At 65.7% G+C, this 15,361-nt stretch carries 12 protein-coding genes; 4 read left to right on the top strand and 8 right to left on the bottom strand.

The genetic code is table 11. The annotated features are described in order from the left end of the window. Window positions 1-51 precede the first annotated feature (51 nt). Window positions 52-957 carry a sterol desaturase family protein gene (locus BLT98_RS14440; protein WP_092608946.1) on the top strand — a complete coding sequence of 302 codons (906 nt, stop codon included), beginning with the start codon at window positions 52-54 and terminating at the stop codon, window positions 955-957. On the opposite strand, the gene BLT98_RS14435 is transcribed toward BLT98_RS14440, so the two are convergent. From BLT98_RS14435 to BLT98_RS14415, 5 genes are all read right to left on the bottom strand, one after another. Next, window positions 941-1,624, bottom strand: a complete 684-nt coding sequence (locus BLT98_RS14435; protein ID WP_092608943.1) for a helix-turn-helix domain-containing protein — start codon at window positions 1,622-1,624, stop codon at window positions 941-943. The genes BLT98_RS14440 and BLT98_RS14435 overlap by 17 nt on opposite strands. Before the next feature lie 46 nt (window positions 1,625-1,670). Beyond that, window positions 1,671-2,909: a RhtX/FptX family siderophore transporter gene (locus BLT98_RS14430; RefSeq protein WP_092608940.1), complete on the bottom strand. Its 1,239-nt coding sequence runs from the start codon at window positions 2,907-2,909 to the stop codon at window positions 1,671-1,673. Next, window positions 2,906-3,304, bottom strand: a complete 399-nt coding sequence (locus BLT98_RS14425; RefSeq protein ID WP_092608937.1) for a cupin domain-containing protein — start codon at window positions 3,302-3,304, stop codon at window positions 2,906-2,908. Before BLT98_RS14425 ends, BLT98_RS14430 begins: the two co-directional genes overlap by 4 nt. 7 nt (window positions 3,305-3,311) lie before the next feature. Continuing rightward, window positions 3,312-5,426 (bottom strand): TonB-dependent siderophore receptor, encoded by a 2,115-nt coding sequence (locus BLT98_RS14420; RefSeq protein ID WP_092609909.1) that lies wholly within the window; start codon window positions 5,424-5,426, stop codon window positions 3,312-3,314. A gap of 113 nt (window positions 5,427-5,539) precedes the next feature. Continuing rightward, window positions 5,540-6,418, bottom strand: a complete 879-nt coding sequence (locus BLT98_RS14415) for a helix-turn-helix transcriptional regulator (protein ID WP_092608934.1) — start codon at window positions 6,416-6,418, stop codon at window positions 5,540-5,542. A gap of 301 nt (window positions 6,419-6,719) precedes the next feature. Here BLT98_RS14415 and BLT98_RS14410 point away from each other — a divergent pair, with 301 nt between their 5' ends. Continuing rightward, window positions 6,720-9,719: a sensor domain-containing diguanylate cyclase gene (locus tag BLT98_RS14410; RefSeq protein WP_244517496.1), complete on the top strand. Its 3,000-nt coding sequence runs from the start codon at window positions 6,720-6,722 to the stop codon at window positions 9,717-9,719. On the opposite strand, the gene BLT98_RS14405 is transcribed toward BLT98_RS14410, so the two are convergent. Next, entirely contained in the window at window positions 9,720-10,094 is a 375-nt protein-coding gene (locus BLT98_RS14405) for a hypothetical protein (protein ID WP_052140298.1), read from the bottom strand. It lies immediately after the preceding gene. A 212-nt stretch (window positions 10,095-10,306) separates the two neighbouring features. On the opposite strand from BLT98_RS14405, the gene BLT98_RS28810 reads away from it, so the two are divergent. Further along, complete coding sequence (locus tag BLT98_RS28810) at window positions 10,307-10,543, top strand: hypothetical protein (RefSeq protein WP_139144203.1); 237 nt, start codon at window positions 10,307-10,309, stop codon at window positions 10,541-10,543. A gap of 84 nt (window positions 10,544-10,627) precedes the next feature. Here BLT98_RS28810 and BLT98_RS14400 read toward each other — a convergent pair whose 3' ends face one another. Beyond that, window positions 10,628-11,266, bottom strand: coding sequence for an Npun_F0296 family exosortase-dependent surface protein (locus BLT98_RS14400; protein ID WP_092608931.1), 639 nt, complete (start codon window positions 11,264-11,266; stop codon window positions 10,628-10,630). A 359-nt stretch (window positions 11,267-11,625) separates the two neighbouring features. Between BLT98_RS14400 and BLT98_RS14395 the strand changes: the two genes are divergently transcribed. Further along, complete coding sequence (locus tag BLT98_RS14395) at window positions 11,626-12,135, top strand: hypothetical protein (protein ID WP_092608928.1); 510 nt, start codon at window positions 11,626-11,628, stop codon at window positions 12,133-12,135. Between the two features lie 70 nt (window positions 12,136-12,205). On the opposite strand, the gene BLT98_RS14390 is transcribed toward BLT98_RS14395, so the two are convergent. Beyond that, window positions 12,206-15,361: an efflux RND transporter permease subunit gene (locus BLT98_RS14390; RefSeq protein WP_092608925.1), complete on the bottom strand. Its 3,156-nt coding sequence runs from the start codon at window positions 15,359-15,361 to the stop codon at window positions 12,206-12,208.

Here is a 15,361-nt window from a genome sequence, read left to right as displayed (position 1 = left end):
GGGGAGGGGGACAAGGCCAAGCTGTGGTTTTTGCCACAGGAGTACCTTGCCATGAAATCCCTCATTGCCGCGCTGTACGGCCCCGCGTTCTGGGCCGGCTTCATCGGCGCCGCCAGTTACCTGATTGCGGTGTGTCATTATTCTCTCTGGGTCTTGCCGCCCTTGCTGCTGCTGGCCCTGCTCACTTCCTTTCTTGCCGAACGCTATCTGCCGTATGACGGCGCGTGGAACCACGATCACGGCGACGGCTGGCGCGACAGCCTGCATGCGCTCGTCAATGAAGCGCTGTATCTGCTGGGCCTGGCGGCCTTTCCCCTGCTGGCCGGGCACCTGGCGCTGGGCGCATTCTGGCCAGTCCAGCTGCCGTTCTGGGCGCAACTGTTGCTGGCGATCGTCATCGCCGATTGCGGCATCACGCTCGTGCATTACCTGAGCCACCGCTATTATTTTCTGTGGAAACTGCATGCCGTGCACCACAGCGTGCAGCGCCTGTATGGCTTCAATGGCTGGATGAAGCACCCGCTGCACCTGCTGCTGGAAGCGGCGGGCGGCATGCTGCCCTTGCTGCTGCTGGGCATGCCGGAGCGTGTCATGGCCGTGCTGGCGTTTGCCGTGGCGATCCAGCTGTTGCTGCAGCATGCGAATGTCGACATGCGCATGGGCCCGCTGCGCCAGATATTCGCCTGGGCGCCATTGCACCGTTTTCATCACATGAAATACGGCACGGCCGGCGACGTGAACTTCGGCCTGTTTTTTACCTGCTGGGACCGCTTGCTGGGCACGCGTTTCGATGCACCGGGCTACCGCATGCGGGGCGAGGACCTGGGCATCGGCAGCCGTCCCGATTATCCGGCCGCATACGGGGCGCAACTGCTGGAACCGTTCCGCGCGGAAGAGGGCGTGCGCGCGCCCGAGCCGCCAGCCGGTTTGCGTAAAGTGATCAATCGAGCAGCTTGACGTCGAGGTCGCGCAAGCTGCGGTCGGCGCGCACGCCGAACAGGCTGCGCATGGTGCGCGAAAAATGCGCGGCATCGGCAAAGCCGGCGCCGTGGGCCGCCTCCGTCAGTGTACTGCCGAGCAAGATGAAACGGATGGCCAGGCGCAGGCGGCGCCACAGCACCAGGCGCCGCACGGGCAGGCCCAGCTGGGCGCTGAACAGGCGTTCCAGCTGGCTCAGCGACAAATGTGCCGCCTCGGCCACGGCGGCCGCGCTGACCTTGCCCGACAGCAGCGCATCGACCTTGTCCAGCGCCCGCAGCAAGCGGGGATCGGGCAAGCGCTCGCGTGGCTGCGCCTGCAGCGCGGCGGCCAGATTGTCCAGGCTGGGTACGCCGGCGCTGGCGGCTGCTGCCAGCAGGGCCGCGCCGCCCAGGCGCTGCGGCTCCGCATAGATGGTCAGCATGGGCGCCGGCGCAGCCAGGATGGCGTGCGGGCGCAGGCTGTCGATCAGCAAGTGCCGCGCCGTGTGGACGATGCCGTCGAGCTTGGCCGTGAAGGGCGCGCCCGTGCTCAGCATCAGCTGGTGCGCATAATGGGCGTGGCTGTCCGTGGCGCCCGCTGCGCCATGCAAAATGGCAAAGTCTGGCGCCAGCCATAGGGTTCCCTGCCAGCGGTCGTCGTGCAAGCGATGCTCCCGTGTCTGCAATCGCCAGCACTGTACAGCAGCGCGCTCAGGCCCGCTGGCGTTGCTGCGCCAACTGGCGCGCCAGCAGCATGGCCAGCAGGGCGCAGACGATGCCGAGCGTGAAACTGCCGCCGTAGCCGGCCGTGGCCGCCACGCCCGTCAAGGTGGACGAGGTGAGGATTTCACCGCCGTCGCGCATGCTTTGCACGGCCGTCATATCCGTGCCCGCCTGGCCGCTCTGGCGGGCAAACTGCATCGCCATGGTCAGCATGGAGACCGATGCACAGCCGGCGCCGAAGCAGCCCAGCGCCGTCGCCAGCCAGACCAGGCTGGACGGCAGGAGCGCCGCCATCGCTGCCAGCCACAGCCACAGGCCGGCAGCGGCCGCCGACGCGCCTATGCCCAGCAGGAAGATGCGCTGCGGGCCATGGCGGCCGATCAGCCAGGCGCCGCCGCCGCAGCCCAGCAGCACGGTGATCATGCCGCCGGCCATGCCCACCTTGCCGACATCTTCCAGCGGCCAGCCGGCGTCGACCAGCAGCAGCTTCGACAGGCCATAGCCGGCCACGGCCGTCATGGACGACAAAAAGGCGATGCCCAGCAGCGCCGGCGCACCGGGCCGGTGGATGAAGCCGCGCAAGCTGGCCTTGCGTGGCGCCGGTCCCGGGACCGGGACCGATGCGGGCAGCGCGGCCGCGAGCGGGCTCTCGCGCCACAGCACGACGAGCGCCAGGCTGGCGGCACCGATCGCCGCCAGCGCCAGCAGCGCCACGCGTTGATCGAACATGCCCGACAGCATCAATACCCCGGAGCCGCCCGTGAAAAAGCCCACCATGGTGCCGCCCACCTGCAAGGCATTGGCGCGGCCCAGCGCGGCGCCTTCGAAGCGCTCGGCCAGCAGGCCGTCGGTGGCGATGTCCTGCGTGGCGCTGGCCAGCGAACCGAGCGTGGCCAGGGCGACGATCAGCGGCGCCGTGGCGGCAGACAGCCCCAGCAGGGCGGCGCCCAGCAGGCAGGCGGTGGCCAGCGCCTGCATCGGCAGCAGCCAGCTGCGGCGCCGGCCCACGCGCGCGTTCCAGCGGTTGTCGACTTGCGCCGCCCACAGGAATTTCAGCACCCAGGGCAAGCCCACCAGCGGCAAAAAAGCCAGGGCGTCGAGTGGCGCGCCGTCGCGGCGCAGCATGGCCGGCAGCGCTTCCATGGCCAGCCCCAGCGGCACGCCTTGCGTGAAATACAGGGCCGCCACCATCAGCCACAGGTGCGCCCGCCGCAGTGCCGGCCTCATGCGGCACCGCCCACTTTGCGGTGTTCGCTGCCGATGCTGGGCGTGATGAACAGCAGGCGTCCGGGGACGTCCACCTGCAGCCGGTGCCAGGTGCCGCGCGGCACGATGCAGGCTTGCCCCGCCTGCAAGGCGATGCGGCGTTCCGCGCCATCGTCCGTTTGCAGCACCAGTTCGATGCTGCCTTCGAGCAGGCACAGGGTTTCGTCGCCGCGCGGGTGGCGCTCCCAATGGTCGCCGTGCACGGACTGGGCGTCGCTGACGTGCTTGACGCCGATGATCCAGTCGGCGCGGCTCTTGCCGCGCGCATGGTAGGGAATGGCCAGGGCCAGCGCATCGGGGTGCAGCGCGAGCAGGTGGCCATCGAGCGGGAAAATGGTCAAGGTGTTGTCGTTCATGGGGGCCTCAATACTGGGCGCGCAGGGACAGCATCACGCTGCGCGGCTCGCCATAGCGGTTGTTCCAGGCCGTGCCGGACAGGCTCTGGTAATAGTGTTTGTCGAACAGGTTGTTGACGTTGAGCGCGGCCGTGAAGTGGCGGTCGATGCGCCAGCCCAGGCGGGCATTGGCCAGCGCATAGCCGCCCTGGCGCAGCGTCACGCCGCCCGAGGTGACGCTGTAGCGGCTTTGCGCCTGCACGCCCAGCCCGGCGCTCAAACGGCGTCCGGCCCATGGCAGGGTGGCGTTGGCCCACGCGCGCAGGATGTGGGCGGGCGCGAAGCTGGCAAACGGCTGGCCCTGCGATGCGGCATCCTTCAGGTAGCGCGTCGTGTTGTAGCTGTAGCCGGCCGACAGGTTCAGGTCGGGCGTCAGCTGGCCGTTCGCTTCCGCTTCCAGGCCGCGGCTTTGCACTTCGCCGCCGGCGATGTAGTAGCAGACGTTGCCCGCGCAAGGGAAATTCGGATCTTCCTGGGCCCGCTTGTTCTGGCTGATCTGGTACACGGCCAGGGAAACGTCGAGCTTGCCATTCGCCAGCGCGCCCTTGATCCCCGCTTCCAGGTTGTTGCCCGTTACCGGGTCCAGCGTCTTGCCGTCGACGGTGGCCTGGCTTTGCGGCTGGAACACTTGCGTGTAGCTGCCATAGCCGGACCATTGCGGCGACAGGGCGTAGACCAGGCCGCCATACGGTGTCAGCTGGGTATCCGGTTCCACGCGCGCCGTGCGCGTTTCCTGTTTCCAGCGGCTCAGGCGCGTGCCGGCGATGGCCGTCAGCGCGTCGCTCACCTGGAAGCGCCCCATGGCATAGGCGCCCCACTGACTGACCTTGGTCGGGCCGCGCGAGGCATACGCGCTGGTGGCCGGTTCCGCCAGCGCGTAGGGGTTCCAGTGGAAGACGTCATGGGTGCCCTTCGGCGGCGGCAGGAAGCTGGCGGAGAACTGTTCGCTGGACGTGTGCTGGACGTTGGCGCCCAACAATAGTTCATGCTGGCGTCCGCCCAGGCGGAAGGGACCGCTGGCGTAGGCGTCCACACTGTTCTGGCCATTGTCGAAGCGGTAGGCGGCGCCCATCACGCTCGAGGATGGACGCTGGTCGCGGCGCGCGGCGCCATACGCGCCCGCGTATTTCAGGAAGGAATCCCCGGACAGGTGATTGGCCTGCACCTTGGCTTGCCAGCCATTGGCAAAATGCTGCTCCAGGCTGGCGAAGACGCGCTGGGTATCCCAGTCGAACTGGTCCCAGGCCGCATCGAGGTAGGTGGAACGGGGCAAGCCGATATCGCCGCCGTCCGCATAGCGGGGCACGCCTGCCATGTTGGTGATGGAACGGATGCGCTGTTTCTGTACACCCACGCTGAGCGTGCTGCCCGGCGCCAGGTCCAGCTCGGCGACGCCATACAGATTGCTGCTGTTCTGCTGCGCCACGTCATAGAAAAAGCCTCGTTCCTCGTGCGTGGCGACGACGCGCGCGCGCAGCGTGGCTGCGGCGTTCAGGGGGCCGCCGATGTCGGCTTCGCCGCGGCGCCGGTCCCAGCTGCCGGCCGACAGCGCACCTTGCGCGGCGAAGTTCTTTTGCGGTCGCTTGGCCACCAGGTTGACGGTGGCGGCAGGGTTGCCGCTGCCATGCAGCAAGCCATTCGCGCCGCGCAGGATTTCCACGCGTTCCAGCATCGCCATGTCTTGCTGCGGACTGGCCATGTTGCCCATTAGCACGGGCACGCCGTCCTGTTCGAAGGAATCGATCTTGAAGCCGCGCGCATAGTAGGCCGTGGTCAGCAGCTGGAACGGCTGCACGGTGGTGCCCGTCGCCTGCTGCAGCACGTCGTCGAGCGTCTGCAGGTTTTGTTCCTGCATGCGCTCCTGGCTGATGATGCTCAGCGATTGCGGCGTGTCCTTCAGCGAGGCGCCCGTCTTGCCCATGCTGGCGCCCGCTTCGCGCGTGGCCGTGACGGCGATGACGGACAGGCTGGCCTCGGGTGCCGGCGCGTCGGCCGCCTGCGCCAGGGGGCTGCAGCCGAGGGCGGCCAGGACGTGCAGGGTATGCCGGGGCCAGCGCACGCCGCGTGGGGGGAGGGGAAACATTGCCATGAAAAACCGGACCTTTCGTATTGAGAATCAATCTCAATATGGTAAGGACGGAGGGCGTCAGGGCGTTAAGGATTGCCGCTGTTTTCCTGGCGATTGCGCGTATTGCGTCAGGCGCAGCGCAGGTCGCTGGGGGAAACGCCGTAGCGCTGCCGGAACACCTTGCTGAAATGCGAATCCGTGTAGCCGCAGGCATGCGCCGCGTCGGCTACGCTGATGTTGCCGGCCGTCAGCATGCGGTACGCCAGTTCCAGCCGCTGCTCGCGCACGTAGGCGAAGACGCTGGTGCCGAACTGCTGGCGAAAGCCCTGGCTCAGGGTACTGGCGTTGGTGCCGGCCAGGCGCGCCAGTTCCGGCAAGGTCGGCGGTGCGTGCAGGCGCTGCAGCAATATGTCGCGCGCCTGCTGCAGGCAGCGCAGCTGGCGCGTGCCGGGCGCCGTCTCGGCCGCGGCGCCGGTGCCGGTCAGGCCGTCCATCACGGCCGCTGTCAGTTCCAGCGCCTTGCCGGATAAATACAGCTGACGCAGCGGACCGGCCAGCGGGCACAGCATGATTTGCCGGCCCAGCGCCTGCATGGCCTTGCCGGCGTATCCGTTCGCCGTGGCCATGGTCTGCCGCGCGGCCGGAGCGATGCGCCGCGCCAGCGAACCCAGCTCGGCGCCGAAGGTGTCGTGCAAGGCCTGCATCGGCATGCGTACGCTCAGGTACTGCAGCGGTTGCCGTGCCGCATAGTGGTGGCTGACGGAAAACGGCGTGTCGCTCAGGCTGATATGGAAGGCCGGGCCTTCGACACTCACGGCGCCACCGCTTTGCAGTTGATAATCCAGCTGGCCGCCCAGGACCAGCACCAGTTTCAGTCCTGCCTCATTGTGTTCGATGCTGTGCGCCGGCGCCGGAAAGGACAGGGTGCCCGCGCTGAGTTCCAGCGTTGGCGTGGCCAGCGGTAGTTGCCAGGAAGTGTCATGGGAGGAAGGCGGCTGGGAGGGCATCGTCGAGGGTGTGGAGGAAAAGCGGGATGATCATTATAAATGAGAATCATTATCAGTTGCGATGGCGTCGACTTTGTGCTGGGAAAACTCAGTTGCAGCTTCGCAATTCGTGGTCTTTTTAATACAATATTCAGCATTGCAAGGGCGCCCGCTGTAACGTACTATCATTCTCATCGACTACCGATGGTAGTCGTGCGGCCCGCCGCCAGCCATGTTGCTGGCCGTGTAGCGGTTTGATGTCCGTCCTGCTTTTTCGCCTGCCATGTCTACACGCGCGTCTACGTCGTGGTTTGCTCGTTCAGTGTCGCACTGGCTGGGACCGCGCGCGTTGGCCGCGCTGGTGCTGGCGCTGTGCCTGGGATTGACGTATGGCGCCTGGCGCAATGCCGACGACGCCAGCGAACAGCAGGTGCAGGCCGATTTCGATTTCCGCGTGCGCGAACTGGTGGGCAACATCGTCGGCCGCATGCAGACCTACATCCAGGTGCTGCACGGGGTGCAGGGCCTGTATGCCAGTTCGCAGGAAGTCACGCGCCGCGAATTCCATGCCTATCTGGCGGTGCAGCAAGTGGACCGCCACTTTCCCGGTATTCATGGCATCGGCTACCTGCCGCTGCTGTCCGGCGCCGCCCTGGCACGGCATGAGGCCAGCGTGCGCGCGGACGGCTATCCCGGCTATGCCGTGCGTCCGCACGGCCAGCGCGATTGGCATGCGCCCATCACTTATCTGGAACCTTTGAGCGAGAGCAACCTGCTGGCCTTCGGCTATGACATCGGGTCCGAATCCGTGCGCCGGGCCGCGCTGGAGCAGGCGCGCGACACGGGGCAAGCCGCCATGACGGGCAAGATCCACCTGGTGCAGGATGGCGGCAGCGCCCGGGCGCATGGCTTCCTGGTCGTATTGCCCGTGTATGACAATGGCTTGCCGCACGCCAGCGTGGAGCAGCGGCGCGCCGCCTTGCGCGCCTGGGTGTTTGCGCCGTTCCGCATGGGTGATCTGATGGCGGGCGTGGGCGGCGAGGGCGCGCGCCAGCTGGATCTGGAAATCTATGATGGCGCGCAACTGGCCGAGGCGGCCCTGATGTATGACAGCTTGCCGGGCGCCTTGTCGTCTGCCGCCTCGGACAGCCTGGTGTCGCAGCAGGCGATCACCATCGCCGGCCATGCCTGGACCTTGCGCATGCGCGCCATGCCGGGCTTTGATGGCGAACTGCTGGCGCGGCCCCGCCTGGTGGCCTGGACCGGCTTGCTGGCCAGCATCGGGCTGGCGCTGGCCACCTGGCTGCTGGCGGCGGGTCGCGCCCGCGCCCAGGCGGCGCTGGCGCGCTCGAGCGAATTGACCGGCCAGCTGGAGCAGGGGCAGGCGAGCGTGCTGGCCATGGCCGAGGCGGCGCAGCGCAGCCAGGCCATGCTGCGCAGCATCCTCGATTCGACCATCGACGGCATTCTGGTCGACAATACCGATGGCCGCATCTTCACGTCGAACCGGCGCTTCCGCGACCTGTGGCAAGTGCCCGATGCGCTCGACTGGCAAGCCGATGGCGCGGCGCTGGTGCGCCATGTGGAAAGCCAGCTGGAGCAGGCGGCGCCGTTCCTTGGGGCACGCGCCCACGCGCCGCATGGCCACCGCGAGCGGCGCGACGTGCTGCACCTGCGCGATGGACGGGTGGTCGAGCAATATGTGCGCAGCATGCAACTGGGCAATGAACAGGCGCGCCTGTGGACCTTCCGCGATATCAGCGAGCGCAGCCAGATGGAACGGCGCGAACATACGCGGCGGCAAGTGCTGGAAATGCTGGCCACGGGCGCGCCGCTGGAACGGGTGCTGGAAAGCGTGGTGCTGAGCGTGCAAGCGGACCATCCCGCCATGCTGTGCAGCATCTTGCTGCTCGATGAAAGCCGCCACCGCCTGGTGCTGGGCGCGGCGCCGAGTTTGCCTGCGTTTTTCAACCTGGCCAGCCATGGCCATGACCTCGACACCCTGCAGGGCGTGCATGGCATCGCCGCGCAAGCCGTGCGCGACGGCCAGCGCGTGATCGTCGGCGACCTGCATGCCGATGCGCAGGAAACGATGGAACTGGCGTGGCGGGCCCAGCTGCAATCGTGCTGGGCCGAGCCCGTGCGTGGTGGCTCGGGCAAGCTGCTCGGTGTGCTGATGGCGTATCACCGCCAGCCGACGCTGCCGGGCGCGGCGCATCTGGCGCGGCTGAGCGAGGCGGCGCACCTGGCCGGCATGGCCATCGAACAGGCGCAAGTGGCGCTGGCGCTGCGCGCCGGCGAAGCGCGTTTCCGCAGCCTGTACGACCATGCGCCCGTGGCCCTGTGGGAGCAGGACTGGTCGGCCGTGCGCGCCTCGCTCGATGCCTTCGAACAAGCGGGCGTGCGCGACCTGGGCGCCCACTTCCAGGCCAATCCGGACGCGCTGCGGCAACTGGCGGGGCTGGTGCGCATCATCGATGCGAACGGCGCCGCGCTGGCGCAGGTGCGCGCCAACGAGGACGACCAGCGCCGCGGTGCGCTGGGCCTGGCGCAGAATTTCGACGACAGCGCCTTGCCCCGTTTCGGCGACGCGCTGCTGGCGCTGGCTGGCGGCGCCCACCTGTACGAGTGCGAGAGCAGCTTCGTGCGTCTCGACGGTGCGGCGCGGCAAAATGAATTGAGCTTGCTGGTGATGCCCGGCCATGCGGACAGCCTCGATTTCGTCATGGTGTCCTCGCTCGATATCACCGAGCGCAAGCGCATGAACGCGGAACTGCTGCAACTGGCTACCACGGATTTCCTGACCGGTTTGCCGAACCGGCGCCACTTCATGGCGTCACTGGAAAACGAGCATGCCCGCTTGCAGCGCGAGCTGGCCAGCTGCGCCAGCGTGCTGATGCTCGACATCGATCACTTCAAGCGCGTCAACGACGAGTATGGCCACGCCGTGGGCGATGCCGTGCTGCGCCACCTGGGCGCGCTGATGTGCCAGGCGCTGCGCAAGGTCGACGTGCCGGGCCGCGTGGGCGGCGAAGAATTCGCCATCCTGCTGCCGGGCACCGACCTGTCGGCAGCGGCCGTGTTTGCCGAACGGCTGCGCCGGCGCGTGGCGGAAAGTTCGCTGACCATCGATGGCGGCATCGTGATCACCGTCACGGTGAGCATCGGCATGGCCGCCATGGCCGGCACCGATGCCGATTGCGACGCCGTGCTGGCGCGCGCCGACGAGGCGCTGTACCGGGCCAAGCGGGGCGGGCGCAACCGCATCGAGCAGAATGACGGCGGCAGCGACGGCGTGCTCAGCAAGTTCATGGCGCAATGATTACAGGCTGTGCTGACGCGCTTGCGCCTGCTTGCGGTTGCGGCTGACGATCAGCCAGACGATGGCGACGGGAATGAGCAGCGGCAGCAGCACGGGCGTGCTCAATGCCAGCGCCAGTACCACGCAGAGCGCCACCACCGCGATCAGCACCACGCCCACGCCGGCCAGGACGACGCCGGTGATGACGGCGGCGCACACCACCGCAATGGCGGCGATCAGCAAGCCGCCGCCGGCAAACACCAGGCCGAACAGCCATTCCAGCGGACCGTCGACATCGTCGCCGTTGAACTGCATGTGCATGTCGCTGCCGCCGATCTTGTCGAGGAACAGGCAGGCGAGCATGACGATGAGGACGAAGGTGAGCAATTTTTTCATGGTGAGCCTCAGTGTGTGGGTGATGGGGTGTTGCATGATCACACTGTAGGGGCGCGCCCGGCTTGCCGCCAGCGGCGTGCGACAGGCCGTCATTTTCACGGTATGGAAGGCGCTGGCGGGGCGAAAAACGCTGATCTGGAACAAGATTTCTTTTCTTGTAATGTGCGCAAGCCGTCCTATACTGAATACCTCAGTCTCGCAAGGAGGGCAACATGCTTTTGTTTGCAGATACCGGGGATCAATCGCTATCCCCCTCTGACCATCAAATCACGCGCCAGCGTAGCGCCACGCAGTCCTGCGCCGAGCCCGTCGGCGCGCCATCGGCGATACCGCCGATCATCATCACCCCATTCAACTACCATGCACCGCTGCCGGCCATCGACCCGCGCTGGGTGCCGCCCGGTCCTCCGCTGACCTGGCCCAGCCGGCCTGCCATGTCCATGTGTTGAGGCGGCTATAAAGCGTTGCCGTCCATGCGATGGCTGGTTGTGAAAAAAGCCCGCATCGCGGGCTTTGGCTTGCGCATGACCGTGTTATGACGCTTTGCGGCGCAGCATGAAACCCAGCAGGCCCAGACCGGCCAGCAGCATGGCGTATGTTCCTGGTTCCGGCACGGCGGCGATGTAGGCGTGGTTGTCGCTTTCAAACGCGTTCGTGTTTGGCGAATGGAAGGCGACCGAGGTGAAGCTTGCCCCTTGGCCGGCCCAGGCGTTGATATACAGGCCGACGGACTGGTCGCCATTCGGACTGACGCCGCCCAGGGCGGCCATTTGCGAACCGGTCAGGACGACTGTGCTGTTGTCGCCCATGCTGAAGACGATGCTGTTGTACGTGTCGGGCGATCCCATGTAAAAGCCAAAATAGCTGAGCCCGCCGCTGAAGGTGGCCGTGCCTGGCGTGATTTGGCCATCCGAGACGCCGACGGAATAGAAGGCCGTCAAGTCATTCGGCGGTTGCGCGGCGTAGCTGGGGTGGTTGCTGGTAAACACGGCGCCCGTGTAGTTGCCGGGTAATAAACCATCGTTGAAATTGATCGTCGTGGCGCCTGCGACCGAGGTGACAAGGCCTTCCCCTGCCAGTGCCGTGCCGCCGGCAGTGAAGGTGGGGACGGCGCTTGCGGTACCTGCGGCGACCGTCAGCGTGGCCAAGGCCAGCGTAGTCAAGATTTTCATGTGAGTCCCTCTGATGAGTATAGTTATATGCAGCGGTAATGGACGATAGAGATGCCTGGCGTGGCGGGGCAATGCGGCGCGCGGGGACGAGGGACGTCGCGTGACAAAAGAATTTCTTGGAGCCAAGCATTACTACATGCAATATTTAAATACAAAAAACACAATTCAGATTGCAAAATAATAATAGGTTTACTTGAGGAATATCAAAGCTCGATTACTAGAATAAAGCTACTACATTGATAGCTTGTCTTCTTGCCTGGATCGACTATGGCGGGCCGCGCCTTACCTTGCGGCAAGGCGGCACGGGTGGGCGTTTTCGACTATCATGCTAGCCCCGACCTTCCATCACGAGCACCGCCATGAGTACCGATTTTCCCGACTTTTCCGACGAAGCAGCCGAGCAAGACAATGACGCCCCGGTCCAGGAGCCGCGCCTGTGGGTAGGCAATGGCTGGACGGCGCGCGTGATCAAGAACGAGGAAGATGAGGGCTGGGCCGTGGCCATGATCAAGGATGGCGAACCGGAGCCGGCCCTGGTGGGCCCGTGGACCATGGGACGCGACAAGAAAAATCCGAAGCCGCTCGACGTCAACGCGTTCAACACGCTGGTCAAGACGGCTTCGGAAGTGCTGCGCCGCCATGAGCAGCAGCTGCATGCGCAATTGCACAAGAACCTGTTTGTCGCCACCGACGAGGGGCAAGTCAAGGTGATGTTCGACATCGTGCCCGACGAAGAGCACCCGTACGCGGAACTGAGCGCCTACGATGCCGACGGCGAGCAGATCGCCAAGGTGCGCACCTCGGCCGCCTTCAAGTTCAACGCCACATCAGCGGCGAACTGGATCGAAGGCGGCTACCGTCGGCCATGACAGGCGTAGGTCGGATTAGGCCTGAAAGGCCGTAATCCGACGCCACCACCAGCGTCAATAATGTGCCGGATTACGCGCTTGCGCGCTCATCCGACCTACCTCTTGCGGCATACGCCAGCCGGTACAGCAGCGGCAGCACCAGCAGGGTCAATGCCGTCGAAGATAAAATGCCGCCGATCACCACGGTGGCCAGCGGACGCTGCACTTCAGCGCCCGTGCCCGTGGCAATGGCCATCGGCACGAAACCCAGCGAGGCCACCAGCGCCGTCATCAGCACGGGCCGCAAGCGCGTGATCGCCCCTACACGTATTGCCTCCTGCAAGGGCATGCCCTGTTCGCGCAGCTGGCGGATATAGGCGATCATCACGAGGCCGTTCAGCACGGCCACGCCGGACAGGGCGATGAAGCCGACTGCGGCCGAGATCGACATGGGAATGTCGCGCAGCCACAGGGCGACGATGCCGCCCGTCAAGGCGAACGGGATGCCGCTGAACACCAATAAGCCATCCTTCACGTTGCCGAACATGGCAAACAGCAAGACGAAGACGAGGGCCAGCGCCACGGGCACCACCAGCTCCAGGCGTTTCGTGGCCGACTGCAATTGCTCGAACTGGCCACCCCAGCTGGTCCAGTAGCCGGGGGGAATGGCTACCTGCGCTTGCAGCTGTTGCGTGGCGTCGGCCACGAACGAGCCGATGTCGCGGCCGCGCACGTTGGCGCTGATGACGATGCGGCGCTTGCCGTCTTCGCGGCTGATCTGGTTCGGCCCCGGCGCCACTTGCAGGCTGGCCACTTCGCCCAGCGGGATGAAGCGCGCGCGGCCTTCCGCCGCCGCGCCCTGGGGCAGGGCGATGGGCAGGCGTTTGAGTTGCTCCAGGTCGCTGCGCAGGCTGTCGGGCAGGCGCACGACGATGTCGAAGCGGCGGTCGCCCTGGAACAGGGTGCCCGCCTCCTGCCCGCCGATGGCCGTGGCAATCGCCGCTTGCACGTCGGCAATGTTGAGGCCGTAGCGGGCCGTCTGCTCGCGGTCGATCTGCACCGTCAGCATGGGCAGCCCCGTCGTCTGCTCGACCTTCACTTCCGTGGCGCCCGGAATCTTCCCAAGCACGCCAGCGATCTTCGCCGCCGTGCCGTCGAGCACGGCCATGTCGTCGCCGAACAGTTTCACGGCCACGTCGCTGCGCACGCCGGAAATCAGTTCATTGAAGCGCAGCTGGATCGGTTGCGAAAACTCGTAGTTGTTGCCCGGCAAGCTGGTGGCCGTCGCTTCGATTTCCGCCAGCAATCGCTCGCGCGATTTCCCGGGTTGCGGCCACTGGTCGCGGGGCTTGAGCATGATGTAGCCGTCGGAAATATTCGGCGGCATGGGGTCGGACGCGATCTCGGCTGTACCCGTGCGGGCGAACACGCGCGCGATTTCCTTGTGGTTTGCCATCAGCTTGCGTTCCAGCTGCTGCTGCATGGCCAGCGATTGCGTCAGGCTGGTGCCGGGGATGCGCAGGGCCTGGATGGCGATGTCGCCCTCGTTCAGGCTGGGCACGAATTCGCTGCCCATGCGCGTGGCCAGCAAGCCCGACAGCACTACGGCCACGGCCGCGCCCGTCAGCACGACGGGCGTGTTGCGCATCACCTTGTCCAGCAGCGGCGCATACCAGCGCTTGGCGGCGCGCATGATGGCGTTTTCCTTCTCCGCTACCTTGTCGCCGATAAACAGCGCCACGGCGGCCGGGATGAAGGTGATCGACAGCAGCATGGCGCCCAGCAGGGCGATGACGACCGTCAGGGCCATCGGCGTAAACATGCGGCCTTCCACGCCCGTCAGGGCAAAGATGGGCAGGTACACGACCATGATGATCAGCTGGCCATACAGCAGGGGGCGGCGCGCTTCTTGCGATGCCGCAAACACTTCGTGAAAACGTTCCTGCAAGGTCAACGGCCGTCCCAGTTTTTGCTGCGCATGGGCCAGGCGGCGCACGCAGTTTTCCACGATCACCACGGCGCCATCGATGATGATGCCGAAGTCCAGCGCCCCCAAACTCATCAGGTTGGCGCTCACGTGGTATTGCACCATGCCCGTAAACGTGAACAGCATGGCCAGCGGAATCACCATGGCCGTGATGACGGCCGCGCGGATATTTCCCAGGAACAGGAACAGGATGGCGATCACCAGCACGGCGCCTTCGAGCAGGTTTTTCTTCACCGTATTGATGGCCTTGTCGACGAGCACCGTGCGGTCATACACGGTGACGGCGTGCACGCCTTTCGGCAGGCTGCGGTTGATCTCCAGCATCTTCTTGTCGACGGCTTGCGAGACGGCGCGGCTGTTCTGGCCGATCAGCATGAACACCGTGCCCAGCACCACTTCACGGCCGTTTTCCGTGGCCGCGCCCGTGCGCAGCTCGCGCCCCAGCACCACGTCGGCCACGTCGCGGATGCGGATCGCCACGCCCTGCACATTGGCGACGACGATGTTGGCAAGGTCGCTTTTTGATGCCACCTGGCCCGGCGCGCGTATCAGCAACTGCTCGCCTTGCCTTTCGATGTAGCCGGCGCCCACGTTGCTGTTGTTGCGCTCGAGCGCCGTCACCACGTCTTGCAGGCTGATGCCGTAGGCAGCCAGTTTTTCCGGATACGGCGCCACCTGGTATTGCTTGGCGTAACCGCCGATGGCATTGATTTCCGTGACACCCGTGACATTGCGCAACTGCGGCTTGATGATCCAGTCCTGGATTTCGCGCAAGTCCGTCGGCGTGTACGGCGTGCCATCGGGCTTTTTCGCGCCGTCCTGCGTTTCCACCGTCCACAGGTAGATTTCGCCGAGGCCCGTGGAAACGGGCCCCATCTTCGGCGTGATGCCGGCCGGCAGACTTTCCTTGGCTTCCTGTAAGCGCTCGTTGATCATCTGGCGCGCAAAATAAATGTCCGTGCCATCCTTGAAGATCACGGTGACCTGCGACAGGCCGTAGCGTGACAGCGAACGCGTCTGTTCCAGGTTGGGCAAGCCGGCCATGGCCGTCTCGATGGGGAACGTCACGCGCTGCTCGGTTTCCAGCGGCGAATAGCCGGCGGACTGGGTATTGATTTGCACCTGCACATTGGTGATGTCGGGCACGGCGTCGATGGGCAGCTTTTGATAGCTGTAGATGCCCAGGCCAGCCATGGCGGCCACGGCCAGCATCACCAGCCAGCGCTGGTCGATGGCGAAGCGGATCAAGCGTTCAAACAT

Source organism: Janthinobacterium sp. YR213 (assembly GCF_900099875.1).
Lineage (GTDB): Bacteria > Pseudomonadota > Gammaproteobacteria > Burkholderiales > Burkholderiaceae_D > Janthinobacterium > Janthinobacterium lividum.
Note: the sequence above shows the minus strand (reverse complement) of the source record. Positions and strands in the feature narration are given on the sequence as shown.

Bases quoted from the DNA above. Each gene is read 5' to 3' on its own strand.
- BLT98_RS14430 (WP_092608940.1), bottom strand. From the start codon at position 2,909: ATGAGGCCGGCACTGCGGCGGGCGCACCTGTGGCTGATGGTGGCGGCC.
- BLT98_RS14395 (WP_092608928.1), top strand. From the start codon at position 11,626: ATGAGTACCGATTTTCCCGACTTTTCCGACGAAGCAGCCGAGCAAGAC.
- BLT98_RS14400 (WP_092608931.1), bottom strand. From the start codon at position 11,266: ATGAAAATCTTGACTACGCTGGCCTTGGCCACGCTGACGGTCGCCGCA.
- BLT98_RS28810 (WP_139144203.1), top strand. From the start codon at position 10,307: ATGCTTTTGTTTGCAGATACCGGGGATCAATCGCTATCCCCCTCTGAC.
- BLT98_RS14415 (WP_092608934.1), bottom strand. From the start codon at position 6,418: ATGCCCTCCCAGCCGCCTTCCTCCCATGACACTTCCTGGCAACTACCG.
- BLT98_RS14420 (WP_092609909.1), bottom strand. From the start codon at position 5,426: ATGTTTCCCCTCCCCCCACGCGGCGTGCGCTGGCCCCGGCATACCCTG.
- BLT98_RS14390 (WP_092608925.1), bottom strand. From the start codon at position 15,361: ATGTTTGAACGCTTGATCCGCTTCGCCATCGACCAGCGCTGGCTGGTG.
- BLT98_RS14440 (WP_092608946.1), top strand. From the start codon at position 52: ATGAAATCCCTCATTGCCGCGCTGTACGGCCCCGCGTTCTGGGCCGGC.
- BLT98_RS14425 (WP_092608937.1), bottom strand. From the start codon at position 3,304: ATGAACGACAACACCTTGACCATTTTCCCGCTCGATGGCCACCTGCTC.
- BLT98_RS14405 (WP_052140298.1), bottom strand. From the start codon at position 10,094: ATGAAAAAATTGCTCACCTTCGTCCTCATCGTCATGCTCGCCTGCCTG.